An 18,029-nucleotide genomic window follows, 5' to 3' on the forward strand; every position below is an offset into this window, starting at 1 on the left:
GTGGTTCCGGCGGCTGTGGTGGGTCACTCGCAGGGTGAGATCGCTGCCGCGTGTGTGGCGGGTGCGCTGTCTCTTGAGGATGGGGCGAGGGTGGTCGCGCTGCGGAGTCGGGCGATCGTGGAGCTGGCGGGGACGGGGGGTATGGCCTCTCTGGGTGTTTCGGCTGAGCGTGCTGCCGGGTTGCTGGCTTCTTGTGGGGGGCGGGTGTCGGTGGCGGCGGTGAACGGTCCGGGGTCGGTGACGGTCGCGGGTGCGCCGGATGATCTGGATGCGCTTCTGGCCGGCTGTGATGCGGCGGGTGTCTGGGCGCGGCGTGTTCCGGTGGATTACGCGTCGCACTCGGTGCGGGTGGAGTCCATCCGCGACCGCATCCTCGCGGATCTCGCGGACCTTGAGCCGGTGTCGCCGAGGATTCCGTTCTACTCGGCGGTGACCGCGGAGCGTGTGGAGACGGCTCCTCTGGATGCCCTGTACTGGTATACGAATCTGCGGCAGACGGTTCGTTTCGAGGAGACGGTGCGCCTCCTGCTGGCGGACGGTTTCGATGCGTTCATTGAGGCCAGTGCCCATCCTGTTCTGACGGCGCCGGTGGAGGGCACGGTGGAGGACGCGGCGGTCGTCCTGGGCACCCTGCGGCGTGACGAGGGTGGTCTGCGCCGCTTCGCCACCGCCCTCGGCGAGGCGTACGTCCATGGTCTGCCGGTCGACTGGACACCCCTCGTCGGCACCGGCCGTACAGCCGACATCGACCTGCCCACCTACCCCTTCCAACGCCGCCGCTACTGGCCGACCACCGCCGGCACCTCCACCGGTGACCTCACGTCCGCCGGCCTCGCCAGGACAGACCACCCCCTCCTGGGCGCGTCGGTCTCGCTGGCGGACTCCGAGGATCTGCTCCTGACCGGGTCGCTGTCACTCGCGGGGCACCCGTGGCTGGCCGGCCACCGGGTGGGCGGAACCGCGGTGCTTCCCGGTGCGGCCGTCGTCGACCTGGCGATCCGCGCTGCCGACGAGGTGGGCTGTGACCTGCTCGAAGAGCTCGTCATGGAAGTGCCGTTGGTGATCCCCGAGAAGGGTTCCGTACAGGTCCAGGTCCATGTCGAGCGACTGGAACAGGACGGGGCGTACGGGCTAAGCATCCACTCGCGCAGGGCGGACGCCGACACCGACGATCCCTGGACCCGCAACGCGACCGCCGTGCTGGCGGTGAGGCAGGGATCCGCCGATGAGGCCGGCCGGTTCGAGGTGTGGCCGCCGACGGGTGCGCGCCCCATCGACCTCGATGCCTTCTACGACCGCCTGGCCGAGGTCGGGCATGGATACGAGGGCCTGTTCCGGGGGCTTTCGGCGGCATGGCGTGTCGGTGAGGACGTCTACGTCGACGTGACGTTGCCCTCGGGCGAAGAAGCGCCGCAGGGCTTCGGCATCCATCCGGCGCTGCTGGACGCCGCGCTCCACGGCGTGGCCCTCGACAACAACACAGACGGACAACTCCTGGTGCCCGGCCGTTGGGCCGACGTCTCCCTTTCCGCGACCGGCGCCACCGCCGTCCGCGTACGGATCGCCCGCCTCGGCGCCGACGAGGTTGCCGTCGAACTGGACGACCAGGCAGGCCGACCGGTGATGAACATCGGCTCCCTGTTGCTCCAGCGCGTCTCGATCGAGCAGTTCCAGGCGACGCGGACCGGCGGGGGGATGTACCGGGTCGATTGGGCGCCTGTGGGGTCGGTGGAGGGGGCGTTCTCGGGGCAGGTGGTTGTGCTCCACGGCGACGCCCCCGCTCTGGACGCGGTGGACGGTGCGCCTGAGGTGGTTGTCCTGCCTTGCTTCGACGGGTCGGACGTCCACGGCATGGCTGCTGGGGTGCTGGGTGTGGTGCGGGCCTGGTTGGCCGATGCGCGGTTCGAGTCGTCGCGGTTGGTGGTGGTGACGCGGGGTCCCGGGGGTGTGGTGTCGGGTCTGGTGCGGTCGGCGGAGACGGAGAATCCGGGCCGGTTCGTTCTTGTCGAGACGGATGGGGGCGGCTGGCTGGCGGATGTGCGGGCCGCGTTGGCGGTCGGTGAGCGTGAAGTGGCGGTGCGGGAGGGCGTGTTGAGTGTGCCGCGTCTGGTGCGGCACGTGGTGGCGGAAGGGGAGGTGTCGTGGGGTGAGGGTGCTGTTCTGATCACCGGTGGCACCGGCACGCTGGGTGGTCTGGTGGCCCGGCATCTGGCGGTGCGCCACGGTGTTCGTGAGCTGGTGCTGCTGGGGCGTCGGGGTATGGGCGCGCCGGGTGTGAGCGAGCTGGTGGGGGAACTTGGCGCGCTGGGCGTGTCGGTGGTGGTGGAGGCTTGTGACGCTGCTGACCGGGGTGCTTTGGCGGGTGTTCTGGAGCGTGTGCCGGGTCGTTTGGCGGGTGTGGTGCACGCTGCGGGTGTGCTGGACGACGGTGTCGTGGCCGGTATGTCTGAGGAGCAACTCGACACGGTGCTGCGTGCGAAGGTCGACAGTGCCGTCAACCTGGATGAGCTGACCCGTGACCTGGACCTCTCCGCCTTCGTCCTCTTCTCCTCCGCCGCGAGCGTGTTCGGCAACAGCGGTCAGGCCAACTACGCGGCGGCGAACGCCTTCCTCGACGCACTCGCTCAGCAACGTCGTGCGTCCGGCAAGCCCGCGGTCTCGCTGGGCTGGGGACCCTGGGCGCAAACCAGCGGCATGACCGGCACCGCCGAGGGCACCACGGCGGCGCGTGCTCTGCGCCGGGGAGTCCGGGCCCTCACGAACGACGAGGGGCTCGCCCTCTTCGACGACGCTCTGCGCTCCGACGAGGCGCACCTCCTGCCCGTGATCCTGGACCCGGTGGCGTTGCGCGCCCGGGCGGCATCGGGTTCGCTGCCCGAGGTACTGCGCGGCGTCGTGCGGACGACGAGCCGTCGTACCGCGTCCACCGCTGCCGGCACCGACGGTTCCCGGTTCGCCGCACGCCTGGCCGCGCTCGACGCACCGGCACGCGAGGCCGAGATCCTCAACCTGGTCCGCACGAACGTCTCCCTCGTGCTCGGCCACGAGTCGGGACAGACGGTCGAGGCCGCACGGGCCTTCAAGGAGCTCGGGTTCGACTCGATGCTCGCGGTGGACCTGCGTAACCGCCTGAACGCGGCGACGGGCCTGCGCCTGCCGGCGACACTCGCGTTCGACTACCCGACCCTGTCCACGCTCGCCCGTCATCTGGAGGGAGCGCTCCTCGGATCGGACACGATCCTCGCCGGGCCCGCGCAGACCACCGACGCGGCGAGCGACGATCCCGTGGTGATCGTCGGCATGGCGTGCCGCTACCCGGGCGGAGTGGCTTCGCCGGAAGCCCTGTGGGACCTGGTCGCGGAGGGCCGGGATGCCGTCGCCGGCTTCCCCGAGAACCGAGGCTGGGACCTGGAGAACCTCTACGACCCCGACCCCACGGCCCTGGGCAAGAGCTACGCCTCCGAAGGCGGATTCCTGTACGACGCGGGCGACTTCGACGCCGACTTCTTCGGGATCTCCCCCCGCGAGGCCCTTGCCATGGATCCCCAGCAGCGGTTGCTCCTGGAGACGTCGTGGGAGGCGTTCGAACGGGCCGGGATCGATCCGGCGGGGCTGCGCGGCAGCCAGACGGGCGTCTTCGCGGGCGTCATGTACCACGACTACGTGGACGGCACGGGACCGGCGAACGCCGAGGTCGAGGGCTACGCGCTGACCGGTAAGTCGGGAAGCGCCGTCTCCGGCCGGGTCGCGTACACCTTCGGGCTGGAAGGCCCCGCGGTGACGGTGGACACGGCGTGTTCCTCGTCGCTGGTCGCCCTGCACCTGGCGTCCCAGGCGCTGCGGAACGGCGAGTGCACGATGGCACTTGTCGGTGGTGTGACGGTCATGTCGACGCCCGAGGTGTTCGTCGAGTTCAGCCGTCAGCGCGGGTTGTCGGCCGACGGTCGGTGCAAGGCGTTCTCGGCTGTGGCGGACGGTACGGGCTGGGCCGAGGGCGTGGGCGTGCTGCTGGTGGAGCGGCAGTCGGAGGCGGTGCGTCTCGGTCACCGGGTTCTGGCGGTGGTGTGCGGCAGCGCGGTCAACCAGGACGGCGCCAGTAACGGGCTGACCGCTCCTAACGGGCCGTCCCAGCAGCGGGTGATCCGGCAGGCGTTGGCGAGTGCCGGTCTGGGGACCGCTGATGTGGACGCCGTCGAGGGGCACGGTACGGGTACGACGCTGGGGGACCCGATCGAGGCTCAGGCGGTCATCGCGACCTACGGGCAGGATCGTCCGTCGCGGGAGCAGCCGTTGTTCCTGGGTTCGTTGAAGTCGAACATCGGTCACGCGCAGGCCGCTGCCGGGGTGGCGGGTGTGATCAAGATGGTGATGGCGATGCAGGCGGGCGTGCTGCCGCGGACGTTGCACGTCACCGAGCCGTCGCCGCATGTGGACTGGTCCGCCGGGGCGGTGGAGCTGCTCACCGAGGCGCGGGAGTGGCCCGAGACCGGGCGTCCCCGTCGTGCGGGCGTGTCGTCCTTCGGGGCGAGCGGCACCAACGCACACGTGGTCCTGGAGCAGGGCCCCGGGGTCGCCCCCGCCGAGTCCATTGAGGACGGCGGCAGCACGCTTCCATTCCTCGTGTCGGCCAAGTCGGAGAGTGCGCTCCGTGCTCAGGCGGGTCGAGTGGCCCAGTTCCTCGCCGACCGCCCTGAGACCGAACTGGGCGCGGTCGCCCGGGCGCTGACCTGGGGCCGGGCGGCGCTGGAGTACCGGGGCGTCGTACTGGCCGCCGACCGGGCGGAGTTGACGTCTGGCTTGGAAGCGCTGGCCTCGGGCGAGGCGACGACGGGCAAGGCGCGTCCGGCGGGGCGTCCGGTGTTCGTGTTCCCGGGGCAGGGGTCGCAGTGGGTGGGGATGGCGGCTGGTCTGCTGGATGAGTCGCCGGTGTTCGCGGAGCGGATCGCTGCGTGTGGGGTGGCGCTTGCGCCGTATGTGGACTGGGAGGTGGGGGAGGTCTTGCGGTCCTCGGGGGAGGGCTGGTTGGGGCGGGTGGATGTGGTGCAGCCGGTTCTGTGGGCGGTGATGGTGTCGCTGGCTGGGCTGTGGGAGTCGTTCGGGGTGGTTCCGGCGGCTGTGGTGGGTCACTCGCAGGGTGAGATCGCTGCCGCGTGTGTGGCGGGTGCGCTGTCTCTTGAGGATGGGGCGAGGGTGGTCGCGCTGCGGAGTCGGGCGATCGTGGAGCTGGCGGGGACGGGGGGTATGGCTTCCCTGGGTGTTTCGGCCGAGCGTGCTGCCGGGCTTCTCGCCTCTTGTGGGGGGCGGGTGTCGGTGGCGGCGGTGAACGGTCCGGGGTCGGTGACGGTCGCGGGTGCACCGGATGATCTGGATGCGCTTCTGGCCGGCTGTGATGCGGCGGGTGTCTGGGCGCGGCGTGTTCCGGTGGATTACGCCTCGCACTCGGTGCGGGTGGAGTCCATCCGCGACCGCATCCTCGCGGATCTCGCGGACCTTGAGCCGGTGACGCCGAGGATTCCGTTCTACTCGTCGGTGACGGCGGAGCGTGTGGAGACGGCCTCTCTGGATGCCGCGTACTGGTACAGGAACCTGCGGCAGACGGTTCGTTTCGAGGAGACGGTACGCCTCCTGCTGGCGGACGGTTTCGATGCGTTCATCGAGTCCAGTGCCCATCCTGTTCTGACGGCGCCGGTGGAGGGCACGGTGGAGGACGCGGCGGTCGTCCTGGGCACCCTGCGGCGTGACGAGGGTGGTCTGCGCCGCTTCATCACCGCCCTCGGCGAGGCGTACGTCCATGGTCTGCCGGTCGACTGGACACCCCTCGTCGGCACCGGCCGTACAGCCGACATCGACCTGCCCACCTACCCCTTCCAACGCCGCCGCTACTGGCTGCGTGACAATTCCTCCGCCGGACTCGACGACGTCGCAGGGCTCGGGCTCACCGGTGAGGGGCACCCCCTCCTGGGCGCGTCGGTGTCCCTCGCCGACGGGCAGGGCTTCCTGCTCACCGGGAGACTGTCGCTGTCCTCGCACCCGTGGCTGCGGGACCACGCGGTCAACGGCACGGTCCTCCTGCCGGGCACGGCCTTCGTGGAACTGGCGATCCGGGCCGGGGACTCGGCGGGCTGCGGAGTTCTCGAGGAACTCACCCTTCAGGCCCCGCTGATCCTGCCCGAACACGGCGGAGTACAGGTTCAGGTGCTGGTCGCGGCCCCGAACCCCGACGGCAGCCGAAGTGTCTCCGTCCACTCCCGCCCCGACGACGACACCGACGCGGACTGGGCGAGGCACGCCGAGGGCCTGCTGATCCACGAATCCGCCACCTCGGACGGCCCCGAGCTGTCGACCTGGCCCCCGACCGGCGCCCAGCCGGTCCCACTGGACACCTTCTACGCCGACTTGGCCGAGACGGGCTACGCCTACGGACCCTCCTTCCGAGGACTCCGCGCCGCCTGGCGTGCCACGGACGGCGTGTACGCCGAAGTCGCCCTGCCCGCGGAACAGCGCGACAACGCCCACCGCTTCGGACTGCACCCCGCCCTTCTGGACGCGGCCCTCCAGGCGGCGGCGCTGACGGACCTCGAGGCCGAGGGCGACGCGATCCGCCTGCCGTTCGTCTGGAACGGCGTACGCCTGCGGGCGTCCGGCGCGGCATCGTTGCGCGTCCGGGTCGCCGTCCAGAGCGGCGAGACCGTGACGGTCGACGCCTACGACAGCACGGGGCGCCCGGTCCTCACCGCGCAGGGCCTCACCCTCCGCCCGTTCACGACCGGTCGGCTCGACGACGACACCGCCGACAGCCTCTTCCGCCTGGACTGGATTCCGGCCCCCGCCGCCGCTCCGCACGGTCAGCCCGTCACCCTGCTCGACTGCGCGTCCCTGCCCTTCCCCGGCGAGGACGGGCCCGTGCGGGCGACGGCCGCCGTGCTGGAGCGGATCCAGGCTTGGCTCGCGGAAGGGAACGACTCGTGGCTCGTGGTGGTGACGCACGGCGCGGTGGCCGCCGCGCCGGGCGACGCCGTCCCGAACCTCGCCCACGCCCCCGTGTGGGGGCTGGTCAGGACGGCCCAGAGCGAGCACCCCGGCAGGTTCGTCCTCGTGGACACCGACGACACCGCGCAGTCGGCGGCACTGCTGGACGCCGCGATCAGCAGCGGCGCACCGCAGACGGCGCTGCGTGAGGGCCGGATTCTCGTACCCCGGCTGGTGCGGGGCGGTGGGGCCTTCGACGTGCTGCCGTCCTCCGCTCCCTGGCGTCTGGGGGCGTCGGGGGAGGGGACCATCGAGAGGCTGGCGCTGACGGAGTCTCCGGTGGAGCCGCTGGAGCCGGGTCAGGTGCGGGTCGAGGTACGGGCAGCCGGCCTCAACTTCCGTGACGTGCTGATCGCATTGGGGATGTACCCGGGTGCCACGGAGATAGGGTCCGAGGGGGCCGGGGTGGTGGCCGAGGTCGGCCCGGGGGTCGAGGACCTGGCCGTGGGCGACGCCGTCTTCGGGCTGTTCCCGGCCTTCGGCCCGCAGTCTGTCGCCGATCAGCGCATGGTCACCCGGATGCCCGAGGGGTGGTCGTTCGAGCAGGGCGCGTCGGTGCCCGTGGTGTTCCTGACGGCCTGGTACGGACTCGTGGACCTGGGCGGACTTCAGCCCGGCGAGCGGGTGTTGGTGCACGCAGGTGCGGGCGGGGTCGGCATGGCGGCGATCCAGGTCGCGCGTCATCTCGGCGCCGAGGTGTTCGCGACGGCGAGCGAGGGCAAGTGGGACGCGCTGCGGGCGATGGGCCTGGACGACGCGCACATCGCGAGTTCCCGCACGCTCGATTTCGAGCAGAAGTTCGCCGACGGAGTGGACCTGGTGCTCAACTCCCTCGCGGGCGAGTTCACCGACGCCTCGCTGCGGCTGCTGCGCGACGGCGGCCGGTTCGTGGAGATGGGCAAGACGGACCTCCGGGACGCGGCCGAGGTGGCCTCCCAGTACGAGGGCGTCTCCTACCAGGCGTTCGATCTGGTCGAGGCGGCGGGCGCGGACGGGGTCGCCCGGATGCTCGGCGTGCTGATGCCGCTGTTCGCGGCCGGGGTGCTGGAGCCCATCGGGGTGCGGTCGTTCGATGTGCGGCGGGCGCCGGAGGCGTTCCGGTTCATGTCACAGGCCAGGCACACGGGCAAGCTGGTGCTGCGGATGCCCAGGCGGCTCGATCCGGACGGTACGGTCCTGATCACGGGCGGTACCGGCACACTGGGCAAGCTGGTGGCGCGGCATCTGGTCGCCGAGCACGGGGTGCGGAACCTCGTGTTGCTGAGCCGTAGCGGCGGTGAGGTCCCTGAGGGGCTGGACGCCCGGGTCGTCGTCGAGGCGTGCGACGTGTCCGACCGGGAGGCGCTCGCCGCCGTCCTGGAGCGGATACCCACCCCCCTGACCGGCGTCGTCCACGCGGCGGGTGTACTGGACGACGGTCTCATCGAGTCGCTCACCCCCGAGCGCCTCGAACGCGTCCTGCGCGCCAAGGTCGACGGCGCGGTGAACCTCCACGAACTCACCGCGGGCCACGACCTCGCCGCGTTCGTCCTCTTCTCCTCCCTCGCCGGAATCCTCGGCGGTCCCGCCCAGGCCAACTACGCCGCCGCCAACGCGTTCCTGGACGCCCTCGCCGCGCACCGGCAGGAAGCCGGGCTCGCGGGGACCTCGTTGGTCTGGGGCCTGTGGGGAGAGGCCAGCGGGATGACCGGGCACCTCGACCGCGAGGACCTGGACCGGATGGCGCGCGGGGGTCTCGTGCCGTTCTCCTCGGAGTTCGGGGTGCGTCTCTTCGACGCCGGCCGGTCCCTGCCGCAGGCGCTCGTCGTGGCCGCGCGGTGGGACACGGCCGCATTGCGCACGTTGGCCGGAACCGGTGCGCTTCCCAGTGTGTTCCACGGGCTGGTCCGTGCTCCCGTGCGGCGCGTCGTGGCGGCCGAAGGGGAGCGGGGCGGGTCGGACTGGCAGCACGAAGTCGCCGGGCTCGCGGCCCCCGAGCGTTCGCGCGTGCTGCTGGAACTGGTCCAGGAGCATGTCGCCGCCGTCCTCGGGCACGGCGACCCGATGGCCGTGGCCGCCGACCGAGGCTTCAAGGACCTCGGCTTCGACTCGCTCACCGCTGTCGAACTGCGCAACCGGCTCTCCGCCCGTACCGGGCTGCGCCTGCCCGCCACCCTGGTCTTCGACCACCCGACCCCCGCAGCACTGGCCCGCCACCTCGACGCCGAACTCCCCGGCGCGCGAACGGCGTCGGCCGCTCTGGGAGTGACGACGGCCCGGGCCGACGCCGACGAGCCGATCGCGATCATCGGCATGGCCTGCCGCTACCCCGGAGACGTGCGCTCGGCCGACGACCTGTGGCGGATGGTCGCCGAGGGCGGGGACGCCATCACCGGGTTCCCGGCCAACCGAGGCTGGGACCTGAGCCGCCTCTTCCACCCCGACGCCGACAACGCGGGTACCAGCTACGCCCGTTCCGGAGGCTTCCTGCACGACGCGGACCTCTTCGACGCGGACCTCTTCGGCATCAACCCCCGCGAAGCGCTCGCCATGGACCCCCAGCAGCGTCTCCTGCTGGAGACCTCCTGGGAGGCCCTGGAACACGCGGGCGTCGCACCGGACTCCCTCACCGGCACCCAGACCGGCGTCTACACCGGCCTGGTCGCCCAGGGATACGCCGGCCGACTCGACCGGGCCCCCGAGGAGCTGGAGGGATACCTCGGCACCGGGAACACACCGAGCGTGGGCTCCGGCCGGGTCGCCTACACCTTCGGCTTCGAGGGCCCCGCCGTCACCGTCGACACCGCCTGCTCCTCCTCGCTCGTCGCCCTGCACCTCGCGGTGCGGGCCCTGCGGAGCGGCGAGTGCACGATGGCGCTCGCCGGAGGCGTGACCGTCATGTCGGAACCCGGCCTGTTCGTCGAGTTCAGCCGCCAGCGCGGACTTGCCGCCGACGGCCGCTGCAAGGCGTTCTCGGCGGACGGCGACGGGTTCGGACCGGCGGAGGGCGTCGGTGTCCTGGTCGTGGAGCGGCTGTCGGACGCGGTGCGCAACGGGCATCGGGTGCTGGCGTTGGTGCGCGGCAGCGCGCTCAACCAGGACGGCGCCAGTAACGGGCTGACGGCGCCGAACGGGCCGTCGCAGCAGCGGGTGATCCGGCAGGCGCTGGCCGATGCGGGGCTGGCGGCGGGGGAGGTGGACGCGGTCGAGGCGCACGGCACCGGGACCGCGCTCGGCGACCCCATCGAAGCCCAGGCCCTCATCGCCACCTATGGCCAGGACCGGCCCGAGGACCGGCCCGTCTACCTGGGCTCCGTCAAGTCCAACATCGGGCACACCCAGGCCGCAGCGGGCGTGGCCGGCGTCATCAAGATGGTGCGGGCCATGCACGAGGGCGTCCTGCCGCCCACCCTCCACGCGGCGGAGCCCACCCCGCATGTCGACTGGAACGCGGGAGCCCTGCGCCTGCTCAACCAGACCACCCCTTGGCCGGAGACCGGGCACCCGCGCCGGGCCGGGGTCTCCTCGTTCGGGATCAGCGGCACCAACGCGCACGTCCTTCTCGAACAGGCCCCCGCACCCGCCACCCCCGCACCGGAACCCCGACCGACCGCACTGCCCTTGGTCCTCTCCGGTCACACCACCGACGCCCTGCACGCCCAGGCCCGCACCCTTGCCACCTTCCTGCGGACCACACCGGCACCCCGACTGCCCGACGTCGCCTACACCCTGGCCACCGCCCGCGCCACGCTGCCCGAACGGGCCGTACTCACCGCGACGGACCCGGCCGACCTCCTGCACGCCCTGGACGCACTCGGCCGAGGAGAGACCGCCCCCGGCGTGGTGACAGGCGCCGCCGGAACGGGAGGACGGCTCGCCTTCCTGCTCAGTGGGCAGGGGAGTCAGCGGGTGGGGATGGGGCGTGGGTTGTATGGGGCGTTTCCGGTGTTCGCGGAGGCGTTCGATGCGGTGGTTGAGGAGCTGGACCGGGAGTTGGCGGGTCATGTGGGGCACGGGGTGCGCGATGTGGTGTGGGGGGAGGGGGAGTTGCTGGGGGAGACGGTGTTCACGCAGGCCGGGTTGTTCGCGGTGGAGGTGGCGTTGTTCCGGCTGGTGGAGTCGTTCGGGGTGCGTCCCGATTTTCTTCTGGGTCATTCGGTCGGGGAGTTGGCGGCGGCTCATGTGGCGGGTGTGTGGTCGCTTGCGGATGCGGCTGTTGTGGTGGCGGCGCGGGGGAGGCTGATGCAGGGGTTGCCGGCTGGTGGGGTGATGGTGGCGGTGCGGGCGACGGAGGCGGAGGTTCTGGAGGTGCTGGGGGGTGCGGAGATCGCGGCGGTGAACGGGGTGTCGTCGGTGGTGATTTCCGGGGACGAGAGTGCTGTCCTTGCGGCTGCGGGTGTGTTGGAGGGGCGGGGGTGTAAGACGAGGCGGCTGGCGGTTGGTCATGCGTTTCATTCGGTGCGGATGGAGCCGATGCTGGCGGAGTTCCGTGCGGTTTTGGAGCGTGTGTCGTATGCGGAGCCGCGGGTGGCGGTGGTGTCGAATGTGTCCGGTCGGGTGGCGTCGGTGGGGGAGTTGACGGATCCGGGGTATTGGGTGCGTCAGGTCCGTGAAACCGTCCGCTTCGGTGACGGTGTGGCGGCGTTGCGTGCGGCCGGGGTGAAGACGTTCCTGGAACTGGGCCCCGACAGCGTACTCACCGCCATGGCACGGCAGGACGGCGTTGTCGCGGAGCCCCTGCTGCGGGCCAACCGGGAGGAGTGGGCGACGTTCGTCGGTGCCCTCGCCGCGGTCCCCGTGGACTGGGCGGCCTTCTTCACGGGCAGTGGAGCACGGGTCGTCGATCTGCCCGGGTACCCGTTCCAGCGGCGCCGGTACTGGCTCGAACCGTCCGCCCCCGAACCCGCTGCGGCGGGCGACGTGGACCCGGTGTTCTGGGCCGCCGTCGAAGCGGGCGACGCCGAGCGCGTGGCCGACTCCCTCGACCTCGCCGACGAACGGCGGGACGCGCTCGCCGATGTGCTGCCCGCCTTCGCCTCCTGGCACCGGGGCCGGCGTGAGCGCACGCTGAGCTACGAGACCGTCTGGCAGCCGTGGACGCCGAAGGACGGCCGCCCCCTCACCGGAACCTGGCTCGTGATCGACCGCGCCGACGCCGCGGACCCGGCCCAGCGCTGTGCCGACGCCCTCGCCCGGGCCGGAGCCCGCGTCGAGACCCTGAGCCTGCCCACCGGTCTGTCCCGCGAGGAGTCGGCGGACCGCGTCCGCGCGTTCGGCCCGCTCGACGGGATCGTGTGGCTGCTGGTCGGTGAACCGGGACGGCACCCCGAACACCCGGCGCTGACCGCCTGGTTCGCCGACACCGTGAGCCTCGTCCAGGGCCTGTCCGACGCGGGCTGCACGGCCCCCCTGTGGTGCGTGACCGAGCAGGCGGTGGCCGTCGGCGCCGAGCCCGCGCCCGCGGCGGACCGCGCCCAGGTGTGGGGCTTCGGCCGGTCCGCCGCGCTCGAACTTCCCACTGCATGGGGCGGGTTGGTGGACCTCCCGACGGACGCCGACGACCGGGTGTGGTCCCGGCTGGCCCGCGTCGTCGCGGCGGACAACACCGAGGACCAGCTCGCGCTGCGCGCCACCGGGACCTGGACGCACCGGCTGCGCCGCACCGTCACACCGGACCGGCCGGCGGGCTGGACGCCCACCGGAACCGTCCTGATCACCGGCGGCACCGGGGGCCTGGGCGCCCACGTCGCCCGCTGGGCCGCCGCCGAAGGAGCGGACCACCTGGTGCTCACCGCCCGCAGGGGCGCGCAGGCCCCCGGCGCCGACGCGCTCACCGCCGAACTCGCCGCGCACGGCGCCCGCGTCACCGTCGCCGCCTGCGACGTCGCCGACCGCGACGCGCTGGCCCGGCTGATCGCGGACGTCGAGGAAGAGGGAGCGCCGATCCGGGCCGTCGTCCACACGGCGGGCATCGCCCAGGCCGCCCCCTTCACCGACACGGACCTCGCGACCTGCGCGTACATCACCGAGGGGAAGGTGGTCGGCGCCGAGCACCTCGACGCGATCTTCGGTGACCGGCCGCTGGACGCCTTCGTCCTGTTCTCCTCCATCGCCGGTACCTGGGGCAGTGGAGCGCAGGGCGCCTACGCGGCGGGCAACGCCTACCTCGACGCCCTGGCCCGGCACCGCCGTTCCCGTGGACGCGCGGCCACGGCCCTCGCCTGGGGACCCTGGGCGGGCGCCGGGATGGCGGCCGGGGAGAGCGGCGAGCACCTGGCGCGGCGTGGACTGCGCGCCATGGACGCGGACCGTGCGATCGCTCTGCTGGCGCGAGCCGTGGCCCGGCCCGAGGCGGTCACCGTCCTCGCCGACGTGGACTGGCAGCCCTTCATGCGCCGGTTCACCGCGCTACGGCCCAGCGCCCTCCTCGCCGACCTGCCCGAGGCCCGCGTCCAGCAGGCCCAGGCCGACCGCCCCGCTGCCGGCCACCTGCCGGACGGCGAACCGGAGCTGACCCGACGGCTGGGCCGCGCCACCCCGGAGGAGGGCGAACGGATCCTCCTCGACCTGGTCCGCCGCGAGGTCTCGGCCACGCTCGCCCTCCCGACCGGCGAACTACCCCCCGCCGGGCGCGCCTTCCGCGACCTCGGCTTCGACTCCCTCACCGCCGTCGAACTGCGCGACCGGCTCACCCGCGCCAGCGGCCTCGACCTGCCCAGCACCCTGGTGTTCGACCACCCCACACCGGGCGCCCTCGCCGCCTACCTGCTCGACGAACTCGCCGGCGCAGACCGGCTCGACGGCGACACCCCGGCCCTCGCCGCTCGCGACAGCGACCCGATCGCCGTGGTCGGCATGGCCTGCCGCTACCCCGGCGCGGTCCACAGCCCCGAGGACCTGTGGCGGCTGGTCGCCGACGGAGTGGACGCCGTGTCGGAGTTCCCCGACGACCGGGGCTGGGACCTCGACGCCCTGTACGACCCGGACCCCGACCGCCCCGGCACCACCTATGCGCGCGAAGGCGGGTTCCTCGACACCGCCGCCGAGTTCGACGCGACGCTCTTCGGCATCTCCCCGCGCGAGGCCCTCGCCATGGACCCGCAGCAACGGCTGCTCCTGGAGACGACCTGGGAGACGTTCGAGAACGCCGGTATCGCCCCCACCGCCGTCAAGGGCCGGCCCGTCGGCGTCTTCGTCGGCGGCGCGGCCTGCGGCTACGGCAGCGGCGGTGACCTCCCGCAGGGCGTGGAGGGCTACGCGCTCACCGGCAGCGTCAGCAGCGTCCTGTCCGGCCGGATCGCCTACGCCTTCGGCCTGGAGGGCCCCGCGCTCACCGTCGACACCGCCTGCTCCTCCTCCCTGGTCGCCCTCCACCTCGCCGCCCGCGCCCTGCAACGCGGTGAATGCTCGCTGGCGCTGGCGGGCGGGGTCACCGTGATGGCCACCCCGACGGGCTTCGTCGAGTTCAGCCGGCAGCGGGGACTCTCCCCGGACGGCCGCTGCAAGGCGTTCGCCGCCGCCGCCGACGGCACCGGCTGGTCCGAAGGCGTCGGGCTGCTGCTCGTGGAGCGGCTGTCGGACGCGGTGCGCAACGGGCATCGGGTGCTGGCGTTGGTGCGGGGCAGCGCGGTCAACCAGGACGGCGCCAGCAATGGGCTGACGGCGCCGAACGGGCCGTCGCAGCAGCGGGTGATCCGGCAGGCGCTGGCCGATGCGGGGCTGGCGGCGGGGGAGGTGGACGCGGTCGAGGCGCACGGCACCGGGACCGCGCTCGGCGATCCCATCGAGGCCCAGGCCCTCATCGCCACCTACGGCCGCGACCGGCCCGACGGAACCCCCCTCTACCTGGGCTCCGTCAAGTCCAACATCGGGCACACCACCGCGGCGGCCGGAGTCGCGGGCGTCATCAAAATGGTGATGGCGATGCGCGAAGGCGTCCTGCCCGCGACCCTGCACGTCGACGACCCCACCCCGCACGTCGACTGGTCGTCCGGCACCGTAGAACTCCTCACCGAGCCCCGCCCCTGGCCCCGGCTCGACCGCCCCCGCCGCGCGGGCGTCTCCGCCTTCGGCATCAGCGGCACCAACGCGCACATCCTCCTCGAACAGCCGCCCGCCGCACCCCCGCTCCCCGCCCCCTCCCAGCCGGACGGCACGCTGCTCCCGTTCCTCCTGTCCGGCCACTCCGACCGGGCCCTGCGCGCTCAGGCCCGCCGCCTCGCCGACCACCTCGACACCTCGGCCGCCCCCGCGCTCACCGATCTCGCCCACGCCCTCGCCGCCTCCCGCGCCGTCCTCGCCCACCGGGCCGTCGTCACCGCCACCACCCCGGAGGGGTTGCGCGAGGCCCTTACGGGGTTGGCGGAGGGGGACTCAGGGGTCGACGTGCTCACGGGGGTGGCACAGGCTGAGGCCCGTCCGGTGTTCGTCTTTCCCGGTCAGGGTTCGCAGTGGGTCGAGATGGCCGGCGGGCTGCTCACGGCGTCACCCGCGTTCGCCGAACGGATGCAGGCGTGCGAGGAGGCGCTCGCGCCGTTCGTCGACTGGTCGTTGACCTCGGTCCTGCGCTCTGAGTCGGACGCGTGGCTGGAGCGGGTCGATGTGGTGCAACCGGTGTTGTGGGCCGTGATGGTGTCGCTGGCCGAGCTGTGGCGTGCGCACGGCGTGCGGCCCGCCGCGGTCGTGGGGCACTCGCAGGGCGAGATCGCCGCCGCGTGCGTGGCAGGCGCCCTCACCCTGGAGGATGGCGCGAAGGTCGTCGCCCTGCGCAGCCGCGCCGTGCTCGCCCTGGCGGGCCAGGGCGGCATGGCCTCCGTCGGAGTCTCCGCCGAACAGGCCGCCGGCCTCACCGCCCCGCACGGCGAGCGGATCTCCGTCGCCGCCGTCAACGGCCCGCACTCCGTGACCCTCTCCGGCGACCCCGACGCCCTCGACGCCCTGCTCGCCGACTGCGAACGGGGCGGCATCTGGGCGCGCCGCGTCCCCGTCGACTACGCCTCCCACTCCCCCCAGGTCGAGGAGTTGCGCGAACGGCTCCTCACGGACCTCGCCGACATCACCCCCAAGGCGGCCGGCATCCCCTTCTACTCCACCGTCACCGGCGGCCTGCTGGAGGAGACCACCGGGCTCGACGCCGCGTACTGGTACACCAACCTGCGCGAAACCGTCCTCCTCGACGACGCCGTCCGCGCCCTGCTCGACGCCGGGCACGACGCGTTCATCGAGACCAGCGCCCACCCCGTGCTCACCACCGGCATCCTGGAGACCGTCGAGTCGGCCGGGGCCCGCGCGGCGGTGCTCGGCACGCTGCGGCGCGGCGAGGGAGGCCCCGACCGCTTCACGACCGCCCTCGCCCAGGCGTACGTCCACGGCGTCGACGTCGACTGGCACAGCACCCTCACCGACAGCGGGCCACGGCCGACCGGGCTGCCCACCTACGCGTTCCAGCGGGAGCGCTACTGGCTGACCGGCGCGACCAGCGGCACGGCCGATGCCCGGGGACTCGGCCTCGTCCCCTGCGCCCACCCCGTGCTCGGCGCGGCGGTCGCGCTCGCCGACACCGACGGCGTCGTCCTCACCGGCCGGATCGGCCGGCGCACCCACCCCTGGCTCGCCGAGCACCTCGCCCCCGGCACCACGCTCCTGCCCGGCGCCGCCTTCGTCGACCTCGCCCTGCACGCCGCCCGTTCGACCGGCCTGGACACCGTCGAGGAACTCACCCTCCACGCCCCCCTGCCGCTCCCCGAACACGGCGGCGTCCGGGTCCAGGTGACGGTGGGAGCCGCCCACGCGGACGGCCGCCATCCCGTCGCCGTTCACTCCTGCCCGGACGACCCCGACACCGTCGGCCCCTGGACCCGCCACGCCGACGGGCTCCTCGCCCTCGCGACGGACAGTGCCGACGCCGTGGACGAGATCGCCGACGACCTCGCCGCATGGCCCCCGCCCGCCGCCGAACCCCTGCCGGTCCCCGCCGGGGACGACGCCGACCACGACGTCCTGCGCGGCGTGTGGGCCTCCGGTACGGAGCTCTACGCGGAGGTCGCGCTCTCCCCGGACCAGCGCCGCACCGCCTCCGGCCACGGCCTGCACCCCCTCCTGCTGACCGCCGCCCTGCGCGCGGCCGGCGCGCTGGAGACCAAGGACGCCGAGGAGATCCTGATGCCGTTCGCATGGGCCGGGATCACCCTGCACACGGCCGGCGTGACCGCACTGCGCGTCCGGCTGGAGTCGGACGGCGGCGCCCCCGGCACCCTGTCGCTGGCCGCCGTCACCGACACCGGCGCCCCCGCGCTCACCGTGCGCTCCCTCGCCCTGCGCGCCGTCTCTCCCGCGCGGTTCGCGGACACCCTCGCCCGAGCCGCGGCAGCGCCCCTCGCGCCCAGGCTCCTGACGACGGCCCGCACCGCCGACGAGACCTCCCCGGAGGCCGCCCCCGGCACCGCGGCCGGGGACGCGCTGCGGCGCCGGCTTTCCACACTCGGCGAGGCCGACCGGCAGCGTGCGCTGAGCGACCTGGTCATCTCCCACGTCACGGCCGTCCTCGGCCACAGCGCCGACGACGTCACCGCCGACAAACCGCTGCGCGACCTCGGCCTCGACTCGATGGCCGCCGTCGAACTGCGCGGCCGCCTCGGCACCGCTCTCGGGCTGCGCCTCCCGGTGACGCTCGTGTTCAGCCACCCCACCCCGGCCGGGCTCGCCGCGCACCTGGCCACCGAACTCGCGCTGGACCACACACCGGCGGCCACTCCCGCCGAAGGCGCGTTCGGCCGCTTGGAGAACGCCCTGAACCGGCTCCCGTCCGACCAGGAGACCCAGGCCGCGGTCACCCGCCGCCTGGAGGCCCTGCTGTGGAAGTGGCGCGACCAGGCGGAGGCCGACGCACCGGCCCCCGCCCTGAGCGGAGAGGCGCTCGCCGCCTCCTCCGCCGACGAGATCTTCGACCTGCTCGATCGGGAACTGGGCACCACCTGACCCCCGACGTGGACGTACTCCTACCGGCCTCGCTCCAGGCACCC

The 18,029-nt window shown here is 73.1% G+C and carries 1 protein-coding gene; it reads left to right on the forward strand.

Annotated elements, in window-relative coordinates:
* Window positions 1–17,985 (forward strand): type I polyketide synthase (locus ACZ4W9_RS12855; protein ID WP_467935196.1); only part of this gene is annotated, 17,985 nt, incomplete at its 5' end.
* Window positions 17,986–18,029: the final 44 nt, after the last annotated feature.

This window comes from Streptomyces sp. NPDC029296 (genome assembly GCF_055569255.1).